The sequence below is a fragment of the Candidatus Solincola tengchongensis genome (genome assembly GCF_015711935.1).
In the GTDB taxonomy this organism is placed as follows: Bacteria; Actinomycetota; Geothermincolia; order Geothermincolales; family RBG-13-55-18; genus Solincola_A; species Solincola_A tengchongensis.
Genome location: NZ_JACVJJ010000114.1, coordinates 1 through 15,612 on the forward strand (window position 1 = coordinate 1; position 15,612 = coordinate 15,612).

The 15,612-nt window shown below is 65.3% G+C and carries 10 protein-coding genes; 5 read left to right on the forward strand and 5 right to left on the reverse strand.

All coding sequences use genetic code 11. From position 1 onward, the window contains the following. Window positions 1-549: 549 nt before the first annotated feature. Window positions 550-3,120 (forward strand): glycosyltransferase family 2 protein, encoded by a 2,571-nt coding sequence (locus tag H7007_RS11985; protein WP_287155544.1) that lies wholly within the window; start codon window positions 550-552, stop codon window positions 3,118-3,120. 21 nt (window positions 3,121-3,141) lie between these two features. Here the strand turns inward: H7007_RS11985 and mutM are convergent, their stop codons facing one another. Genes mutM through H7007_RS12005 form a run of 4 tightly spaced genes read right to left on the reverse strand, consistent with a single transcriptional unit; the run spans window position 3,142 to window position 7,062 of the window. Beyond that, entirely contained in the window at window positions 3,142-3,963 is an 822-nt protein-coding gene (mutM, locus tag H7007_RS11990; protein WP_287155545.1) for a bifunctional DNA-formamidopyrimidine glycosylase/DNA-(apurinic or apyrimidinic site) lyase, read from the reverse strand. A gap of 2 nt (window positions 3,964-3,965) precedes the next feature. Further along, the gene (locus H7007_RS11995) at window positions 3,966-5,450 is read right to left on the reverse strand and encodes a sensor histidine kinase (RefSeq protein ID WP_287155546.1); all 1,485 of its coding nucleotides are present in this window, start codon (window positions 5,448-5,450) and stop codon (window positions 3,966-3,968) included. Further along, complete coding sequence (locus H7007_RS12000; RefSeq protein WP_287155547.1) at window positions 5,447-6,139, reverse strand: response regulator transcription factor; 693 nt, start codon at window positions 6,137-6,139, stop codon at window positions 5,447-5,449. The genes H7007_RS11995 and H7007_RS12000 overlap by 4 nt, the downstream gene beginning before the upstream one ends. Before the next feature lie 2 nt (window positions 6,140-6,141). Beyond that, on the reverse strand, window positions 6,142-7,062 hold the full coding sequence (locus H7007_RS12005; RefSeq protein ID WP_287155548.1) for a response regulator: 921 nt from the start codon (window positions 7,060-7,062) through the stop codon (window positions 6,142-6,144). A 367-nt stretch (window positions 7,063-7,429) separates the two neighbouring features. On the opposite strand from H7007_RS12005, the gene H7007_RS12010 reads away from it, so the two are divergent. The 4 genes from H7007_RS12010 to H7007_RS12025 all read left to right on the forward strand — a co-directional run bounded on the left by H7007_RS12010 (window position 7,430) and on the right by H7007_RS12025 (window position 14,466). Beyond that, window positions 7,430-8,785, forward strand: coding sequence for an IPT/TIG domain-containing protein (locus H7007_RS12010; RefSeq protein WP_287155549.1), 1,356 nt, complete (start codon window positions 7,430-7,432; stop codon window positions 8,783-8,785). 112 nt (window positions 8,786-8,897) lie between these two features. After that, on the forward strand, window positions 8,898-9,692 hold the full coding sequence (locus H7007_RS12015) for an SIR2 family NAD-dependent protein deacylase (RefSeq protein WP_287155550.1): 795 nt from the start codon (window positions 8,898-8,900) through the stop codon (window positions 9,690-9,692). Window positions 9,693-10,360: 668 nt separating this feature from the next. Continuing rightward, a complete protein-coding gene (locus H7007_RS12020; protein ID WP_287155551.1) occupies window positions 10,361-13,255 on the forward strand; it encodes a UPF0182 family membrane protein in 2,895 nt (964 codons plus the stop codon). Window positions 13,256-13,365: 110 nt separating this feature from the next. Next, on the forward strand, window positions 13,366-14,466 hold the full coding sequence (locus tag H7007_RS12025; protein WP_287155552.1) for a hypothetical protein: 1,101 nt from the start codon (window positions 13,366-13,368) through the stop codon (window positions 14,464-14,466). A gap of 289 nt (window positions 14,467-14,755) precedes the next feature. Here the strand turns inward: H7007_RS12025 and H7007_RS12030 are convergent, their stop codons facing one another. Next, window positions 14,756-15,373 (reverse strand): sortase, encoded by a 618-nt coding sequence (locus H7007_RS12030; RefSeq protein ID WP_287155553.1) that lies wholly within the window; start codon window positions 15,371-15,373, stop codon window positions 14,756-14,758. Window positions 15,374-15,612: the final 239 nt, after the last annotated feature.

A 15,612-nucleotide genomic window follows, 5' to 3' on the forward strand; every position in this document is an offset into this window, starting at 1 on the left:
AGCGCCCCATGTACTTCCGTTAACCCCCGCTGACCCCGCGGCTACCGCTCACCGGGTCCTTCCGGAGCCGCCCCCCTACGATGCGCAGTTTTTTTCTTTTCCCTGAGCGAAAAGAGCGGTTCTTCTGCCTGCGACTACTCACGATCGCCGGGCAAATCCCCGTCCTGGGGCTGCGGGGGCCCCTGGTCTACCGTGCATGGTAGCCGGACCCGCGTTTTTCCCTGTGCTCTCCCCGACGGCGTGGTTCCCGGCGGGCTTGCCGTCCGCTGGCTGAGCCCGACATCTGGCCGCTGGCCTCGAGGCGCTTGGCCGATGATTCTCTCGGCGTTCACCCGTCACAGAGAGCGAGGTGTGTCATCGGGCGAGAGCAACCCGTGTCGCGGGCTCAAACCTTAAGGCCAATACATGAGAAGGTAGGCCATCACTGTGGGATGCCCCTCGTCACCTCTCTTAACCGAATCTTTACATCCGGCCAAGAGAAACTTAAAACCCGGCGCTGATTATCTATGCAGGAAAGTGGGAAGGCCCGTCCCGGACGGAGGAGAGGGGATGGGAAGGACTGAGAAGCCGGAGAAGCGATTCCGAGGGAGGCTGGGCATCTGGGACGTGCTCTCCCTCCTCTTCATGCTGCTCGTCCTGGCCCTCATCCTGGCCAATCACTCCCTCTACCCGGTGTTCCTGGACGCTCCCTACCACATGGCCGTGACGCGGGGGTTCCGGGAGGCCGGAGGGGTGACCACCTGGGATTTCTGGGACTTCGCCCCCGCGGGTCGGCCGCACCTCTACCCACCCCTGTTGCATGTGGGCATGTCCTTTCTGGAGGACATGGGGCTCTCCGAGGCCACCACCATCACCCTGGTCTGCATGTTCATGTTCCCGCTCATCATGCTCGCCCTGTGGTGGGCCATGCGGCAGCTGTTCGGCTCCCGTGCCGCTTTCCTCTCCCTGCTCCTGCTGGCCGTGCCCGCCGCCTTTCTCTGGCAGACGGGGGTGACCATCGCCGCTTCCCTGGTTCTGGTCATTGCGCCCCTGCTCTTCCTGGCCCTGGAGAGGGGAAGGAGGGCTGCAGCCTCCGTGCTCCTCGCGCTGAGCCTGTACTCCCACCTGGTCCTGGGCCACCTTCTGGCCCTGGCGCTTCTTATCTACCTCGTGCACCGCCGGGAGTACTGGAGGAGGATACTCGCCGTGCTGGCCGCGGCCTACCTGCTCTACATACCCTGGGCGCTGGTCGTCCTCGACAACCTCTCCTCCTTGAGCTTCTCGGAGCCGGGGGCGGGGGGAGGATTCGCCCTCCACATCCTTGTCTGGATCGCCGCCGCCGCCGGGATGGTGGTCTGTTACCGGAAGAAGGGAAGTTACTTCCTGCTGCCCTCCTTTTTCCTCTCCATGGTGCCTATAGCCTTCTTCTATCCCAACCGGTTCTGGCAGGGGCACGTCTTCCTTCCCCTGGCCATGCTGGGCGCGGTGGCCCTGGACGCGCTTTTCGAGACCGGCCGCAGGAGGCTGGAGAGGTGGGTGAGCTCGCCGGCCTGGTCGTCTGCCCTGGTGGCCGCGGCCTCCTGTGCCCTGCTCCTCCCCCTGCTGGCGGCGGATCCCGTATTCTCCTGGGGTTCGTCTCCCGGCTCTGGGATGCGGCATCCGGTCCCCGGACCCGGCCGGGGCACCTCCCCGGCGGCCGCGGCTCCGGGAGGAGGAGGGATGCCCGCCGGCAGAGGCCTTCCGCGGTTCGCGCCCCCCTCCACTTCCGAGCGTGCCTCCTCCTCTCCCCGTTTTAAGTTCCAGCCCACGTCGCTCACCGCATTGGCGGGGTTGCAGGAGCTCCGCCTGCCTGCGGGAGGCGCCACGGCCTTTGGCCCCGAGAACATGGAGCTGGTGCGGCTGGTGGAGAGATGCAGCGAGCCGGGTGACCTGGTGTATGTGTCCAGCGGCATACTGGGGGATTTCATCTACGCCATGACCGGGAGATACGCCACGCGGGGCATGTTCCACGAGGTTCGTCCCGAGGCCGGGGAGGCCGGGCCGGACCAGGCCGACCTGGCGATCATCGCCACACCTGCCGTGGCCGGCAAGCTCTCCGGACCTGTATTTGGCGGAGGGCCTCTATCCCGGCGGGGCTGGTCGGTGGCGGGTGGGGCGGGGCCCTACCTGGTGGTACGGAAGGATGCCAAAGACTCGGAGGTCGAGGAGGTGAAGGACATGGGAACGGTCCTGCCCATGTGGGTGGCCTATGTGCTTTCCGCTCTGGCGGCCCTGGTGGTACTCCTGGATGCCGTGAGGCGTCGCTCCGTAGGAAAGGGGGACGGCGGAGAGGAAGGTCCTGCTCGCTGGCCCTTGGAGCCGCGGGAGTGGGGGGCCGGAGAGGGAAACGGTACCCTGGTGATGATCCCCGCCCGCGATGAAGAGGGGAACGTGGCGAAGGTGGTGAGCGAGGTCCGCGAGAGGTATCCCACCCTGGATGTCCTGGTCCTGGACGACGGCTCTAAGGATGGGACCGCCGCGGAGGCGCTGCAGGCGGGCGCCATGGTCCTGCGGTCGGAGAAGAACCTCGGCCTGGGGGAGATGATGCGCCTGGGCATGGCCTTCGCCCTGCGGAAGGGTTACCGGGCCGTGGTGAGGCTGGACGGCGACGGCCAGCACCCCGTGGAGTGCGTGCCCTCCCTCCTCTGGCCGGTTCTCAAGGGGAATGCGGACGTGGTGGTGGGTTCACGCTTTCTGGAGGGAGGGGGGTACGAGGGCAGGATAACCTTCCCGCGGCGGGCGGGGATGGCCTATTTCCGTTTCCTCCTCCGGCTGTGGGTGCGCCGTGACTTCTCCGATCCCACCTCCGGTTTCCGCTCCTATTCCCGCCACGCTATGTCCCTTCTGGCGGAGAGGAAGGCGGTGCGCTACCCCGAGGTCTCCGACCTGCACCTCCTCGTCTGCCGCGACCTCGTGGTCCGGGAGGTCCCGGTGAAGATGAGGCGGCGGCGCAACGGGAAGTCCAGCCTCGGGCTCACCCGTGCCCTGGCCATGTTCTGGGGGGCCACCCTCACCGCATTCCGGCCCGTGCCGAAGCGTCCCGCAAAAGATGGCGAGGTGACGCAGGTACTCCTCCTTCCTACCGCCGGGATACAGGGATGAGAGGCGGCGCGCCCTCGTGCCTCAGCGCTGGCAGCGGGGGCAGAAATAGGTCCCGCGGCCGGCGACCCGGACCTTTCGGATGAGCTCTCCACAACGGAAGCAGGGCTCGCCGGCGCGCCGGTAGACGCGGTGGCTGGCCTGGAAGCTCCCTTTCTCGCCCCGGGTGTCGACGTAGTCGTTCACCGAGGAACCGCCGCGGCTCAGGGCCTCGGAGAGCACCTCGCGCATGGCCCGGTGCAGGCTTTCCATCTCCTCCCCTTCCAGCTCGTCCAGCCGGCGCAGAGGATGGATGCCGGCGCGGTGCAGCGCCTCGTCGGCGTAAATGTTGCCGATGCCCGCCACCCGGGACTGGTCGAGAAGGGCCGCTTTGACCCGGCACCTGCCCCGCAGGGCCCGCGCCAGCTCGCCGGGGGTGAACCCCGCCTCCAGGGGCTCGGGGCCAAGCCGGTCCAGGCCGGGAAGAGGGCTTAGGTCGCCTTCCCGCAGGAGGGCGGTCTCCCCGAAGGTGCGCGGGTCCACGTAGAGGAGTTCCCTTCCGTCATCCAGATGGAAGACAAGGTGGGTATGGCGGGGCCGTTCACCACCCGGGGAGGCGAAACGCAGGGAACCGCTCATCCCCAGGTGGACGACCAGTATCCGGCCGCCCTCCAGGCGCAGGAGGAGGTATTTCCCCCTCCGCCCTACCTCCAGGATCCTCTTTCCCCGCAGAGCGCGGCGGTAACTCAATGGGCTGGGATATTTTACCAACCTAGGCAGGTGCACCTCCACACCTGTGATGCGCGCCCCGCGGAGCTCGGGGTCCAGCTGGCGGCGGATCGTCTCCACCTCCGGGAGCTCGGGCATGCTCACCTCCCCATGGAAAGGCGCTCCGGGAGGTCGACGGTGAAGACGCTCCCCCGGCCCGGTTCACTCCAGGCGGTGATCCTCCCTCCCAGGAGGGTGACCAGCTCGCGACACAGAGCCAGCCCCAGCCCGGAACCTCCGTGGTCCTGGGATCGGGAGCGTTCCACCCGGAAGAAACGGTCGAAGACCCTGTCCAGGTCCTCGGGCGGTATGCCCTTTCCCGTATCCCTCACCTGGATACGGAGGGCGCCGGCGGGTATGCGGTCGGCGGAGAGGGTGACCGTTCCTCCCGGCGGTGTGAACTTCACCGCGTTGTCCACCAGGTTGGTGAGGACCTGCTCCAGGGCGTCGGCGTCCGTCTCCACCCCGGGAAGGCCCTCGGCGAGCTGCAGTGAGAACCGGAGCCCCTTTTCCTCCGCCCTGGGGCGCAGCTTCTCGGCCAGGCCTTCTAGGAACTCGCGCGGTGAAATGGGGGAGGGGTGGAGGGCCCACGCCCCCGCGTCGATGCGGGAGAGGGCCAGGAGCTGGGAGAGCACCCTCTTGAGACGGCTGGACTCCCGCACGATGATCTCCAGGTATCGCCTGCGGTCCTCCCCGCTCTCCACCACCCCGTCCAGGAGGGCCTGGGAGAACCCCTCGATGGAGGTCAGGGGCGTGCGTATCTCGTGGGAGACGTTGGCCACGAACTCCTTCTGCAGGCGCGTGCTGCGGGCTATCCTCTCCGCCATGTAGTTGAAGTATTCCGAGAGCTTGGCGATCTCGTCCCCGCCGGAGACCTCTACCCTGCGCTCCAGGTCGCCATGGGCCAGGTCCCAGGCGGCCAGGCTGAGGTCGTGCAGCGGCCGGGAGACGTAGTTGCTCAGGTAGAGGGCCAACAGCACGCTGACCGCCAGGGCCACGGCGCCCGCCAGCGCCAGGTAACGGGTCAGGGTGGAGGCGGGCGAGGTCACGAGGTCCTCCATCCCCTTGATGACCACCAGGTTGAAGTACTCCTTCCCCTGGTCCTGTCCCGGCTGGTCCAGCGGAAGGGAGACCACCATCACCTTGCCCAGCTGGGGAAGCTCCATCTCCTGCGCCTTGACCTCGTCCTCCGCCAGGATGTCCGCCTCCAGGCGCCTCGGGACGCGCGGGGCGAGGGGGCGGGGCGCTATGACCACCCCTTCCCGGCTGACCACCAGGCTGAGGGCGTTTATCAGCTTGCCCTCCAGGCGGAGCAGCTGGGCCAGGCGCTCCAGGTTGACCAGGGGCATGTCCGGGTACTGGCGGGAGAGGGAGAGCGCCAGCTGGAGATCGCGCGCCATCTCCTTGGCCTGCTCCACCAGCTCGGAACGGGCCCGGTCCAGGAGCCGCCGGTTCTCCCTCCAGATGAAGTAGGCGAACAGGGAGCCGAATATGAGGAGGCTGAGGGCGGTGAGGACGAGGAAGTGGAAGAGGAAGCGGGCGCGTAGGGAGCGGAACAGGGGCCTGGTCCTTCGGTGGGGCCTCATCGCTTACCTTCCCGGAACTTGTACCCGACCCCCCATACCGTCTCCAGGTACCGAGGCTCCTGCGGGTTGTCGCCCAGCTTGTCCCGGATGTGGCGGATGTGCACGTCCACCGTCCGCGTGTCCCCGTAATAGTCATAACCCCAGACCCTCTCCAGCAGCTTCTCCCTGCTGAGCACGATGCCTCTGTTGAGAGCCAGGGTATAGAGGAGGTCGAACTCGCGGGGAGTCAGCTCGACCTCTCTTTCCCGCTGGAAAACCTTCCGCCGGGAGGAGTCGATCACCAGGTCGTCGACGTGCAGCACGTCCCGCGGTTCTCCCGAGAGACTGGTGCGGCGCAGCACCGCCTTCACCCTGGCCACCAGTTCGCGGGGGCTGAATGGCTTGGTCAGGTAATCGTCGGCCCCCAGTTCCAGCCCCACCACCTTGTCCACCTCGTCCTCCCGGGCGGTGAGCATGATTATGGGAAGGGTGGAGCGGGAGCGGATGCGCCTGCACACCTCCCATCCGTCCGGTTCGGGGATCATGATGTCCAGGACCATGAGGGTCGGATGCAACTCCTCGAAGAGGCGGAGGGCCTCCTCCCCGCTGCGCGCCTCGGCCACCCGGAAGCCCTCCTTCTCCAGGTAGAGGCGGGCCAGTTCCACGATGTTGGGCTCGTCGTCCACCACCAGGACCAGTTCCCCGGCCAACCTCATTCCTCCAGGACGAACGCGCTCCTCCCGTAGGAGCGGGCCTTCATGAGCGCCTGCGCCGACCACTCCGCCAGGGCGGTATAGGTGGCCACGAAGCGGCGGGAGTTGCAGACTCCGCCCAGCACCAGCTTGACCAGGGGAGCGTGTACCGTGTTCCCCCGGTAGTCGTAGTACACCAGCTCTCCCCGCCTGCGGTGCTGCTCGAGATAGAACTCCCCCTTCTCGGACTCGAAGCGTTCCACGAGGCGGGAGCAAAGGGCCTCCGCCTTGTCCGGGGGGCAGAGGAACACGAAGTCGTAATAGGAGGCGTGGCCCAGGAACCCCTCCCCCCTGGCGAGGTTTTCCATCTCCTCCTCGAACATCCGGGACAGTTGCAGGAGCAAGCGGTCGCCGCGGCTCACCCCGTAGGCCTCGCGGTACTCCTGCATGTGCTCCACCTCGGCGAAGACGGCGGTGAATATCCTGCCCTCGTGCAGCCTGCGGTTCACCTCCTCCTCCACGGAGGAAGCCCCGGGGAGCCCGGTTACCGGGTGCCCGGCCAGGTTCTCCTGGCTGAGCCGGATGTGGGCCTTGATGCGCGCCAGGAGTTCCTGGTTCACGAAGGGTTTGGTTATATAGTCCACCCCGCCAGCTTCCAGACCCCTTATCTTGTCCTCTACCGATTCCCGGGCGGTGAGGAAGATGATGGGTATCATGCGCGTGCGGGTGCGGGAACGCAGCTGGCGGCAGACCTGGATGCCGTCCAGGACGGGCATCATCACGTCGAGGATTATGAGGTCCGGCCGTACGGACTCCGCCAGCTCCACGGCGCGTGTCCCGTCCGTGGTCACGTGGACCTCGAAGTCCTCGTCCTCGAGGTAGAACTTGACGGCGTTGAGTATCTCGGGCTCGTCGTCGATTATGAGGATCCTTCCTTGCATCAGCGCCCCTTTCTGTCCGCCGCCTTAAATATTATCTCAGAACCTCCGGCCCGCGTGAAGGAACGGGGGTTTTCGGACCGGAGGAAGGCAACGCGCCGCCAGGACGCTTATTCAGAACCTTCGGCGCGCGTGAAGGAACAGGGGTTTTCGGCCGGGAAGAGGGCGGCGATGTTCCGAATTCTGGTGCCCGGCCTGTATTTCCCGCCCTTCGTATCGCCGGACCTCGCTGTGGCTTGAGGGAGCGGGGTTCCCCCGCTGTGGGGTTATAATGGGTATGCGGTCCGCGATGTTGGATTGAGGAAGTCGTCGGGCCGGCCGTAGGCCCGTTTCGGCGGTTGATAAGGATAACGATGTCGGGGGGAGTCCCATGGAAGATCTTGGTTATCGATTCCGTTTCCTGCGCGGTGCCGTCCTCGCGGCGGTCGCCTTGCTCCTCGTGGTCCCGCACGCCGCGGCGTCACCCGGTGGAGGTGCGGGGAGGCGTTCGGGTGTGGGGGACGTGGTCGCCCAGCAGGTTCCGGTCATCGAGAACATCTTCCCCTCCGCCGCCTGGCCGGGGATCCCGGTGACCATCCAGGGCACGGACTTCGGCCCCATGCAGGTTCCCGGGGTGTGCACGGTCACCTTCAACGGCGTGGATGCCGGGACGGCCATCCTGTGGACGGATACCTACATCGTGGTGGTGGTGCCCGAAGGGGCCACCAGCGGTCCGGTGGTGGTCACCACCCTCATGGGCTCCAGCAATCCCTATCCCTTCACCGTTTACCAGCAGCCCCAGGCCGTGCCCGCCTATTTCGCCGAGGGGTGCACGAGGGCGGGATTCGAGGAGTGGCTGACCCTCTTCAATCCCTATGAGAGCCAGTATACGGTCACCGTGACCTACATGGTGGCCCAGGGAGCCAACCGTATCCGTTATTACAACCTTCCCGCCCATTCCCGCACCAACATCTACGTGAACTCCGAGATCGGATCGGACCGTGACGTGGCCCTGCAGGTCACTGCCCAGGACCGGATATACGCCGAACGCTCCGTCTATTTCCGTTACGGGACGGACTGGCGCGGCGGCCACTGCTCCCTCCCGGCGAAAGAGCTCTCCCAGGACTGGTACTTCGCCGAGGGATGCACCCACGCCGGTTTCGAGGAGTGGCTCTGCCTGGCCAATCCGGGAGCCGAGGAGGCCACCGTGGAGGTGAGATACCTCTTCGCCGACGGGGACTCGGAATCCCGGACCTATTCCCTCCCCGCCTGGAGGCGTTTCACGGTCAACGTCAACCAGGAGGTGGGCCCGGGGCGGGACGTGGCCCTCTCCGTGCATTCCAGCCAGCCCATAGTGGCCGAGCGCCCCATGTACTTCAATTACGGGGGGATGTGGGACGGCGGGCACATCACCGTTGGCGCCCCCTCTCCGTCCCCGGAGTGGTACTTCGCCGAGGGATGCACCCACGCCGGTTTCGATGAGTGGCTGCTCCTCTTCAACCCGGGAGAGGAGACGGCGAACGTGCACGTCACCTACGCCTTCTCCGGCGGGGAGACGAGCGGGCAGGACCTGGAGGTGCCGCCCGGGAGGCGCGTCACCGTCTTCGTGAACCGGGAGGTGGGTGAGGGCAGGGACGTCGCCCTCCAGGTGGCCTCGGATCGTGGCCTGGTCGCGGAGCGCTCCATGTATTTCCTCTACCACCAGGCCTGGGAGGGAGGGCACAACAGCCTGGGTACCGTTCCCTGACCCTTCATCCCCGCTTCCGCGTCCCGCGCCCGTCGGCAGGCGAGGGCTTCCCGCTGCCGTGTTATAATCTCCCCATGCGGTTTCCCCATGTGATCGACGGAGGGAAAACGGGATGAGCTGCTCGGCAGGGGAACGGGATCTTCATAAGGACCGCATCCGGCTCGCGGCGCAGATGATACTGGATTCCTTTCAGGTGGTGGCCTTGACCGGGGCCGGCATCTCGGTGGAATCCGGTATCCCCGATTTCCGCAGCCCGGGGGGCCTTTGGAGCAGATACGACCCGCTGCTCTACGGCACCTACGAGTCCTTTATCCATCACCCGGAACGGTTCTGGGAGATGGCCAGGGAACTCAACCCGCTCCTGGAGGGGGCGGAGCCCAACCCGGCACACTACGCCCTCGCTGAATTGGAAAAATTAGGTAAATGTCGAGCGGTGATAACCCAGAACATCGACCACCTGCACCAGAGGGCGGGAAGCACAGAGGTGCTGGAACTGCACGGCACGCACCGCACCGGCCACTGCATGAGCTGCGGGCGCGTCTTCACCCTGGAGGAGATGAAGGAGCTGAGCGCCGGCGGGGAAAGGGTGGCCTACTGTCCCCAGGACCAGGCGCTCATCAAGCCGGACGTGGTCTTCTTCGGGGAGCCCCTGGACTCGAGGGTGCTGGCCAGGGCGGCGGAACTGGCCTCCACCTCGGACCTCATGCTGGTCATCGGCTGCAGCCTGGAGGTCTATCCTGCCGCCGCCCTTCCCGAATATACCAAGCGACGCGGAGGGAGGCTCATCTTCTTCAACACCGTGAGCACCTGCCACGACCAGCTGGCCGACCTGGTCTGCCTGGGGAGAGCGGGAGAAAACCTCCCCGCGGTGGTGGAGGCCTACAAGAAGCTGGCGGGCATCCGGTGAACTCGCGGCACCTCGCCGCCATCTCCCTTTCCAGGCCGAGAATCGGGGGAAGGTTCGTGCCCGGAGGGACAACTCGGCGTCGGGTTTGGGATGTGGTTTTCGGCGGGGCAGGCGGACCCTGTGATGGTCGGGGTCGAGCGGCGAAGGGCGGATGGGAGGGGTATGGTTGCGGATGTCCTGTGGCCATGTTTTGGCCGTATGCGGGCGCACGAGCCTTTGCGGGACGAATGGGGGACGGGGGCCGGGTATGGCCGAAATGGACTGGGAGGTGGGAATATTATAGAGAACGGGGATATATGCCCGCCTTGAACGTGGCCATGATATGAACCGAAGGTGGGGACCGCAGAGGTCAAGGCCTTGACCGGTGCCCGGTTCCGCCGCGGGAGACTCGCTGGGTTGGCGGAACCGAAAGAGATGGGCCCTCCGGCGTGCATCGGGCGGAGGTATCAAGCCGCCGAAACCATATAGAACCATATGAAACGAGGACCCTGGGGATCAAAATGAGGCCCGTGGGGAAGGCGCCGGGGGACGTATAGAGAGGTCGTCGTATCGCGCCGGGAGATGCCTTGGCGGAGAATGGCCTTTCCCGTGCGAACCCGGGATGGATTGAAGGACCGGGGATGAGGCGATGGAGTGAAGGACTCGGTTTGGAGTGAAGGAGAAGAGACTTGGAGGAGAACCGCTTTCCCTGGGAATCCCTCTTCCGCCGGTCGGGGAGGGAGGAATTGCCCTTCCTGAGCCGGAAGGAGGTCCGGGATGAGGGAGGGGGCTTCCGGGAGAGGTGGGGCAGGATAAGCCCGCGCACCAAGTGGATTGCGGGCATCCTCATCCTCGTCCTGGTGGTGCTCCTGCTCAGCGCGTCCTGGCTCTCCACCTTCTACACCGACTATCTGTGGTACAGGGAGGTCGGTTACACATCCGTGTTCTGGAAGAGGCTCGTCACCCAGATATGGCTCTTCTTCACCTTCGCAGCCCTCTTCTTCGCCGTATTCTACGGGAACGTCTACCTGGCCAGGCGGATCACCCCCCGCTACGAGAGGCCGCTCTCCGAGCTCTCCCCCGTGGAGGAGTCGGTGCTGCGCTTCAGGGAGAGCGCGGGGCGGTGGCTGGACCGGGGCCTGCTCATAGGGTCCGCCGTGATCTCCTTTTTCGTCGGATGGGGATCGGCCGCGCAGTGGGAGAACGTCCTGAAGTTCTTCAACCACGCCTCCTTCGGCAAGGCGGACCCCGTCTTCGGCAAGGACCTGGGTTTCTACGTCTTCGAGTTCCCCCTCCTGCGTTATTTCAGCGGCTGGCTGTTCACCGTGCTCTTCTTCACCGCCCTCGCCGCGGTGGCCGTGCATTTCCTGTACGGGGCCATCAACTTCGGGGCCAAGGGGCGCCGTTTCGCGCCTCACGTGAAGGCCCACCTCTCCGTCCTTGCCGGGCTCCTGCTCCTGGTCCAGGCCTGGCGTTTCCGCCTGGACATGCTTTCCCTGCTCCATTCCCACAACGGGCCGGTGGCCGGCGCCACTTACACCGACCTGCACGCACGCATCCCGGCCTACTGGATACTCATCGCCACTTGCCTGGTTTGCGCCACCCTGTTCCTGCTCAACATCCGCTACCGGGGCTGGCGCCTTCCCCTGGCCGGAGTGGTGGGCATCGTGATCGTCTCCCTCCTGGCCGGGTCCCTCTACCCCTTCATCGTCCAGACCTATGTGGTCAAGCCCAAGGAACTGGCCAGGGAGAGCGAGTACATAGGCTACAACATCGAGTTCACCCAGGACGCCTTCCGCATCCAGGACGAAGGTGAAGGGGCCACGGTGGAGAGGCGCCTTTTCCCGGCCTCCGCGGACCTGGATTACCAGGACATACTGGCCAACGAGGCAACGGTGAGCAACATCCGCATCTGGGACCCGCGCCTGGTGCAGCAGGTCTACAACCAGCGCCAGGAATTGCGGCAGGAGTACGACTTCGGTGACGTTGACGTGGAGCGTTACACGGTGTTCGACGGGAAGTACACCCAGATGCTGGTCTCCGGTCGGGAGCTGGACGTGAACCAGCTGCGCGAGGACGCTCGTTCCTGGCAGAACGTGCACCTCTCCTACACCCACGGTTACGGGGTGGTCATGAGCCCCACCAACCGGATAACCGAGGAGGGCGACCCCGTGCTGCTGGTCAGGGACATACCGCCGGTCTCCGAGGAGGGCATGGGGGTGGAGATAACCCGTCCGGAGATCTATTACGGGGAGAAGGCGCACGACTACGTGGTGGTGCGCACGGGAGCGCCGGAGATCGACTATCCCCTGGGCAACACCAACAAGTACGTGGAGCCCTATTACGAGGGCATGGGAGGGATCCCGGTCTCCGGTTTTCTGAGGAGGCTGGCCTTCACCATCCGTAACCGCGACATATCCTTCCTCTTCAGCGGCTACATCCACCGCGATTCGCGCCTCATGTTCCGTCGCGACATCAAGGAGCGGGCCCTGGAGGTGGCCCCCTTCCTCCGCCTGGACGGGGACCCCTACCTGGTGGTCACCGAGGAGGGCCGGCTGGCCTGGATCATCGATGCCTACACCACCACCGACCTCTATCCCTATTCCGAGCCCTACAACGGAGATTTCAATTACATCCGCAACTCGGTGAAGGTGGTCATCGACGCCTACGACGGGAGGCTCACCTATTACCTGGCCGACCCCGAGGACCCCATAGCCCTCACCTACGGGAGGATCTTCCCCCACCTCTTCACCCCCATGGAGGAGATGCCCGAGGACCTCAAGCGGCATGTGCGCTATCCGGAGGACCTCTTCTCCATCCAGATGGAGATGTTCCGCACCTATCACATAAACGACGTCAGCGCCTTCTACCAGAAGGAGGACGTCTGGGACGTGTCCACCGAGACCTACGGGGCGGGGGCGGAGCCGCAGCCGGTGACTCCCTATTACGTGATCCTCAAGATCCCCGGGGAGGAGAGGGAGGAGATGGTGATCATGCTCCCCTTCAACCCCAGGGGGAAGTCAAACATGGTGGACTGGGTGGCGGCCCGCTGCGACTTCCCCAATTACGGAAGGCTACTCAACTTCTCCTTCCCGGCGGGGAAGCTGGTGAACGGAACCCAGCAGTTCGAGTCCCTGGTGGACCAGAAGACGGAGATATCGGAGCAGATAACCCTGTGGAACCAGGCCGGTTCCCGGGTCATCCGGGGGAACACCCTGGTCATCCCCATCGAGGAGTCCCTCATCTACGTGGAGCCGCTCTACCTGTTGGCCACCAACCCGGCCATCCCGCAGCTCAAGAGGGTCATCGTGGGCTTTGGGGACAAGGTGGAGATGAAGCCCACCCTTCAGGAGGCGCTGCGCGCCCTCTTCGGCGGGGAAGCCGCTCCACAGCCGCCCCAGCCGCAGCCCCAACCTCAACCCGGGGGCGACCTGGCGGCCCTGGTGGCGGAGGCCAACCGCCTCTACGACGAGGCTCAGGCGGCGCTGCGCTCCGGCGATTGGGCGGGTTACGGCGAGAAGATGGAGCAGTTGAACAAGGTCCTGGACCGGATGGCCGAGCTTGCCGGGACGGCGGCCCCCTGAAGCCTTCCAGGCGCGGCTGGTGAAGAGGACGGGGATCGCCGAGGCCCCTGCCGCGGAAACCCCGCCCGGCAAAGCCCTATGTTCGGTATGTGGGAGGTGATCAGCCGAGCATGAGCCTTTCCCGCTGCCGCCGGTGCGGCCTGCCCCGCCATCTCTCCCGCCGCTATGTCTGGCGGGCCAGCGGAACCGTGACCTCGCGAAGCGACCCAACATCGCGCATGGTCTTCTTCGAGGCCTCCTACTATCCCTTCCTGTGGTCGGAACTGGAGAGCAGGCTGGGCGTGAACATCACCGAACTCTACGTCCGCGGGCAGAAGGCCTCGGTCCATGAATACCTGGAGCGCAACGTTCTCTACGGTTGGCGCCGCCTCCTGGTGCGTTCCCTCCCCTACGCCTCGGTGATCCAGCGAGTGGTGGATGAGATGGCCCTTTTCGGGTTCGGGCGGTTGAGGCTGGAGGATTTCCACCGCCACGGCATGGTGGTCGTCCGTGTGGCGAACCCCTTCGACATCATCTCCATCGTCTGGGGCGCCAAGGGCTTCTACGAGCTGGTGGAGGGCAAGCCCGCTCGGATGGCATGGTTCCAGGAAGGCGAGGAGTACCTGCTCACCGCCGTGCCCGCCGCTGAGGAGCGGGAGATAGGGGAATTGGACCGCAAGGCGCTCCAACGCCTGCGGGAAGCCAAGCGGGAACTGGCCGAGGTGCGGGAGGACATCCGGCCGGCGGGCGCGGGATACGCTTCCTGTCCCTCATGCGGTCTGCCTTCCCCACTCACCGTCCTCGAGTGGAGGGAGGAGGACGGTGCCATATACCACCGCCTCAACGGGGAGCGCTACATCTTCAGCACCGGCTACGTGTTGCTGAGCATCATAAAGGAGCTGGAGGAGATGACCGGGCACGAGCTGGAGAAGGACCTGATGGAGATAACCAGAAATTACCACCTGAAGAACCCGCCCGCCTTCTCCGCCCGCAGCGAAGGCGAGGTTTACCGGGAGATGGCTGAACGCCTGACGGCTTTTGGATACGGGATACCCCTCGAGCTGACCTACGGGACGGGGCATCTGGAGATGGTGCTGGGGAACCCATTCCATCCGCCCCGGCTGGCGGGCTACGTGGCCTCCGTGTTCGAGTCCCTGGAGGAGAGGGAGTCGGAGGTCACCTACCAATTCCTGGAAAATCATATCCTGCGGCTGGAGGTAAGGACGACCTGATCCCGGGAGGCGCCTTGAGGGAGGGCCGGCAAATCCGCCTCCCGTCCTGTGCAGTGGCCTTTTCCGTTCCCGGCACCGTCCTTTTCCCTGCCGTCCCCCTTACTCCGGATATCTCCCTACCAAGGTTCGGAAGGCCGTTAGGCACGGCACTCTCGCCGTTCTTGCTCCACGGTTCCCATGCGGAGACCTTTCGGTCCATCGCCCCGCTTTCCCGATGCGGAGGAAGGGGTTCCGGCCGGCGCATCTGCCGCCTTTTAAAACCGTTTGAAGCGGGGGTGGGTTTTCCGCCTCACTCCTCCAGCTCTTCCACCGGGGTGAAGGAGGAAAGCGAGGCGCGTATCACCAGGCGCTGCCTGGAACTGCCCTCGGGGGCACAGGTGGTCAGGGTGAGCACGGGCTCCTCGGTCTGGAGCGTCACGTTCTCGGCGGGGTTGGCGTATCTGGTCTGGTAGACCCTGTATTCGTAGATGCCGCGTGGGTTACGGATGTAGATTGGATCGCCGGGCCGGAGCTCGTCCAACCGGTTGAAGGGGCGGGTGTAGGTCGTGCGGTGTCCGCTTATAACGCAGTTACCCGGCCAGCCCGGGAAGCCGGTATGGGGGAGGTGGATGGGGCCCTGGGCGAGGAGGCGGTACAGCTCCTCCTCGTCGTCGCTTCCCTCCCTGACCTCCTCTTCCAGCCCGATGGCCGGTATGCGGATGTAGGCAGGGGTCTCGAAGGATAAGGGAGGTCCGAGGAGCTCGTCGTGATAGAGGGGGCGGGACTCGGATTCCCCGGCCGCAGTGGTGCTCTCCTGGGCGGCGCTGCTGCGCAGGCGCTGGTAGAGTATGGGCATACCGATGGCGAAGGAGACGATCAGGACCGCCGATACGACGACGGCGATCCACGTGTTCCTCCGGCCCTTCACGCCTTTCACCTCCCGGGGCGGCTCAAGTTTCCACGTGACTCATTTTACTCTCCGTGGGGTTAAGGCTCTCTCCGCCTCCCCGTCCCGATCTCCGTTCGACGGCCTCCCGGCATGCCTGCGCAACTCCACCCCATCTCCCCTTAAAGCCAAAAGGGGCCTCATCCTCGGAGGTCGCTTTCACCTCCGCGGGAACAAGCCGGTTTTTTTTCAATCTTCGTCCATTCAATGCGTTATCTCCA

Bases quoted from the DNA above. Each gene is read 5' to 3' on its own strand.
- mutM (WP_287155545.1), bottom strand. From the start codon at position 3,963: ATGCCCGAGCTCCCGGAGGTGGAGACGATCCGCCGCCAGCTGGACCCC.
- H7007_RS11995 (WP_287155546.1), bottom strand. From the start codon at position 5,450: ATGAGGCCCCACCGAAGGACCAGGCCCCTGTTCCGCTCCCTACGCGCC.
- H7007_RS12025 (WP_287155552.1), top strand. From the start codon at position 13,366: ATGAGCCTTTCCCGCTGCCGCCGGTGCGGCCTGCCCCGCCATCTCTCC.
- H7007_RS12015 (WP_287155550.1), top strand. From the start codon at position 8,898: ATGAGCTGCTCGGCAGGGGAACGGGATCTTCATAAGGACCGCATCCGG.
- H7007_RS12005 (WP_287155548.1), bottom strand. From the start codon at position 7,062: ATGCAAGGAAGGATCCTCATAATCGACGACGAGCCCGAGATACTCAAC.
- H7007_RS11985 (WP_287155544.1), top strand. From the start codon at position 550: ATGGGAAGGACTGAGAAGCCGGAGAAGCGATTCCGAGGGAGGCTGGGC.
- H7007_RS12010 (WP_287155549.1), top strand. From the start codon at position 7,430: ATGGAAGATCTTGGTTATCGATTCCGTTTCCTGCGCGGTGCCGTCCTC.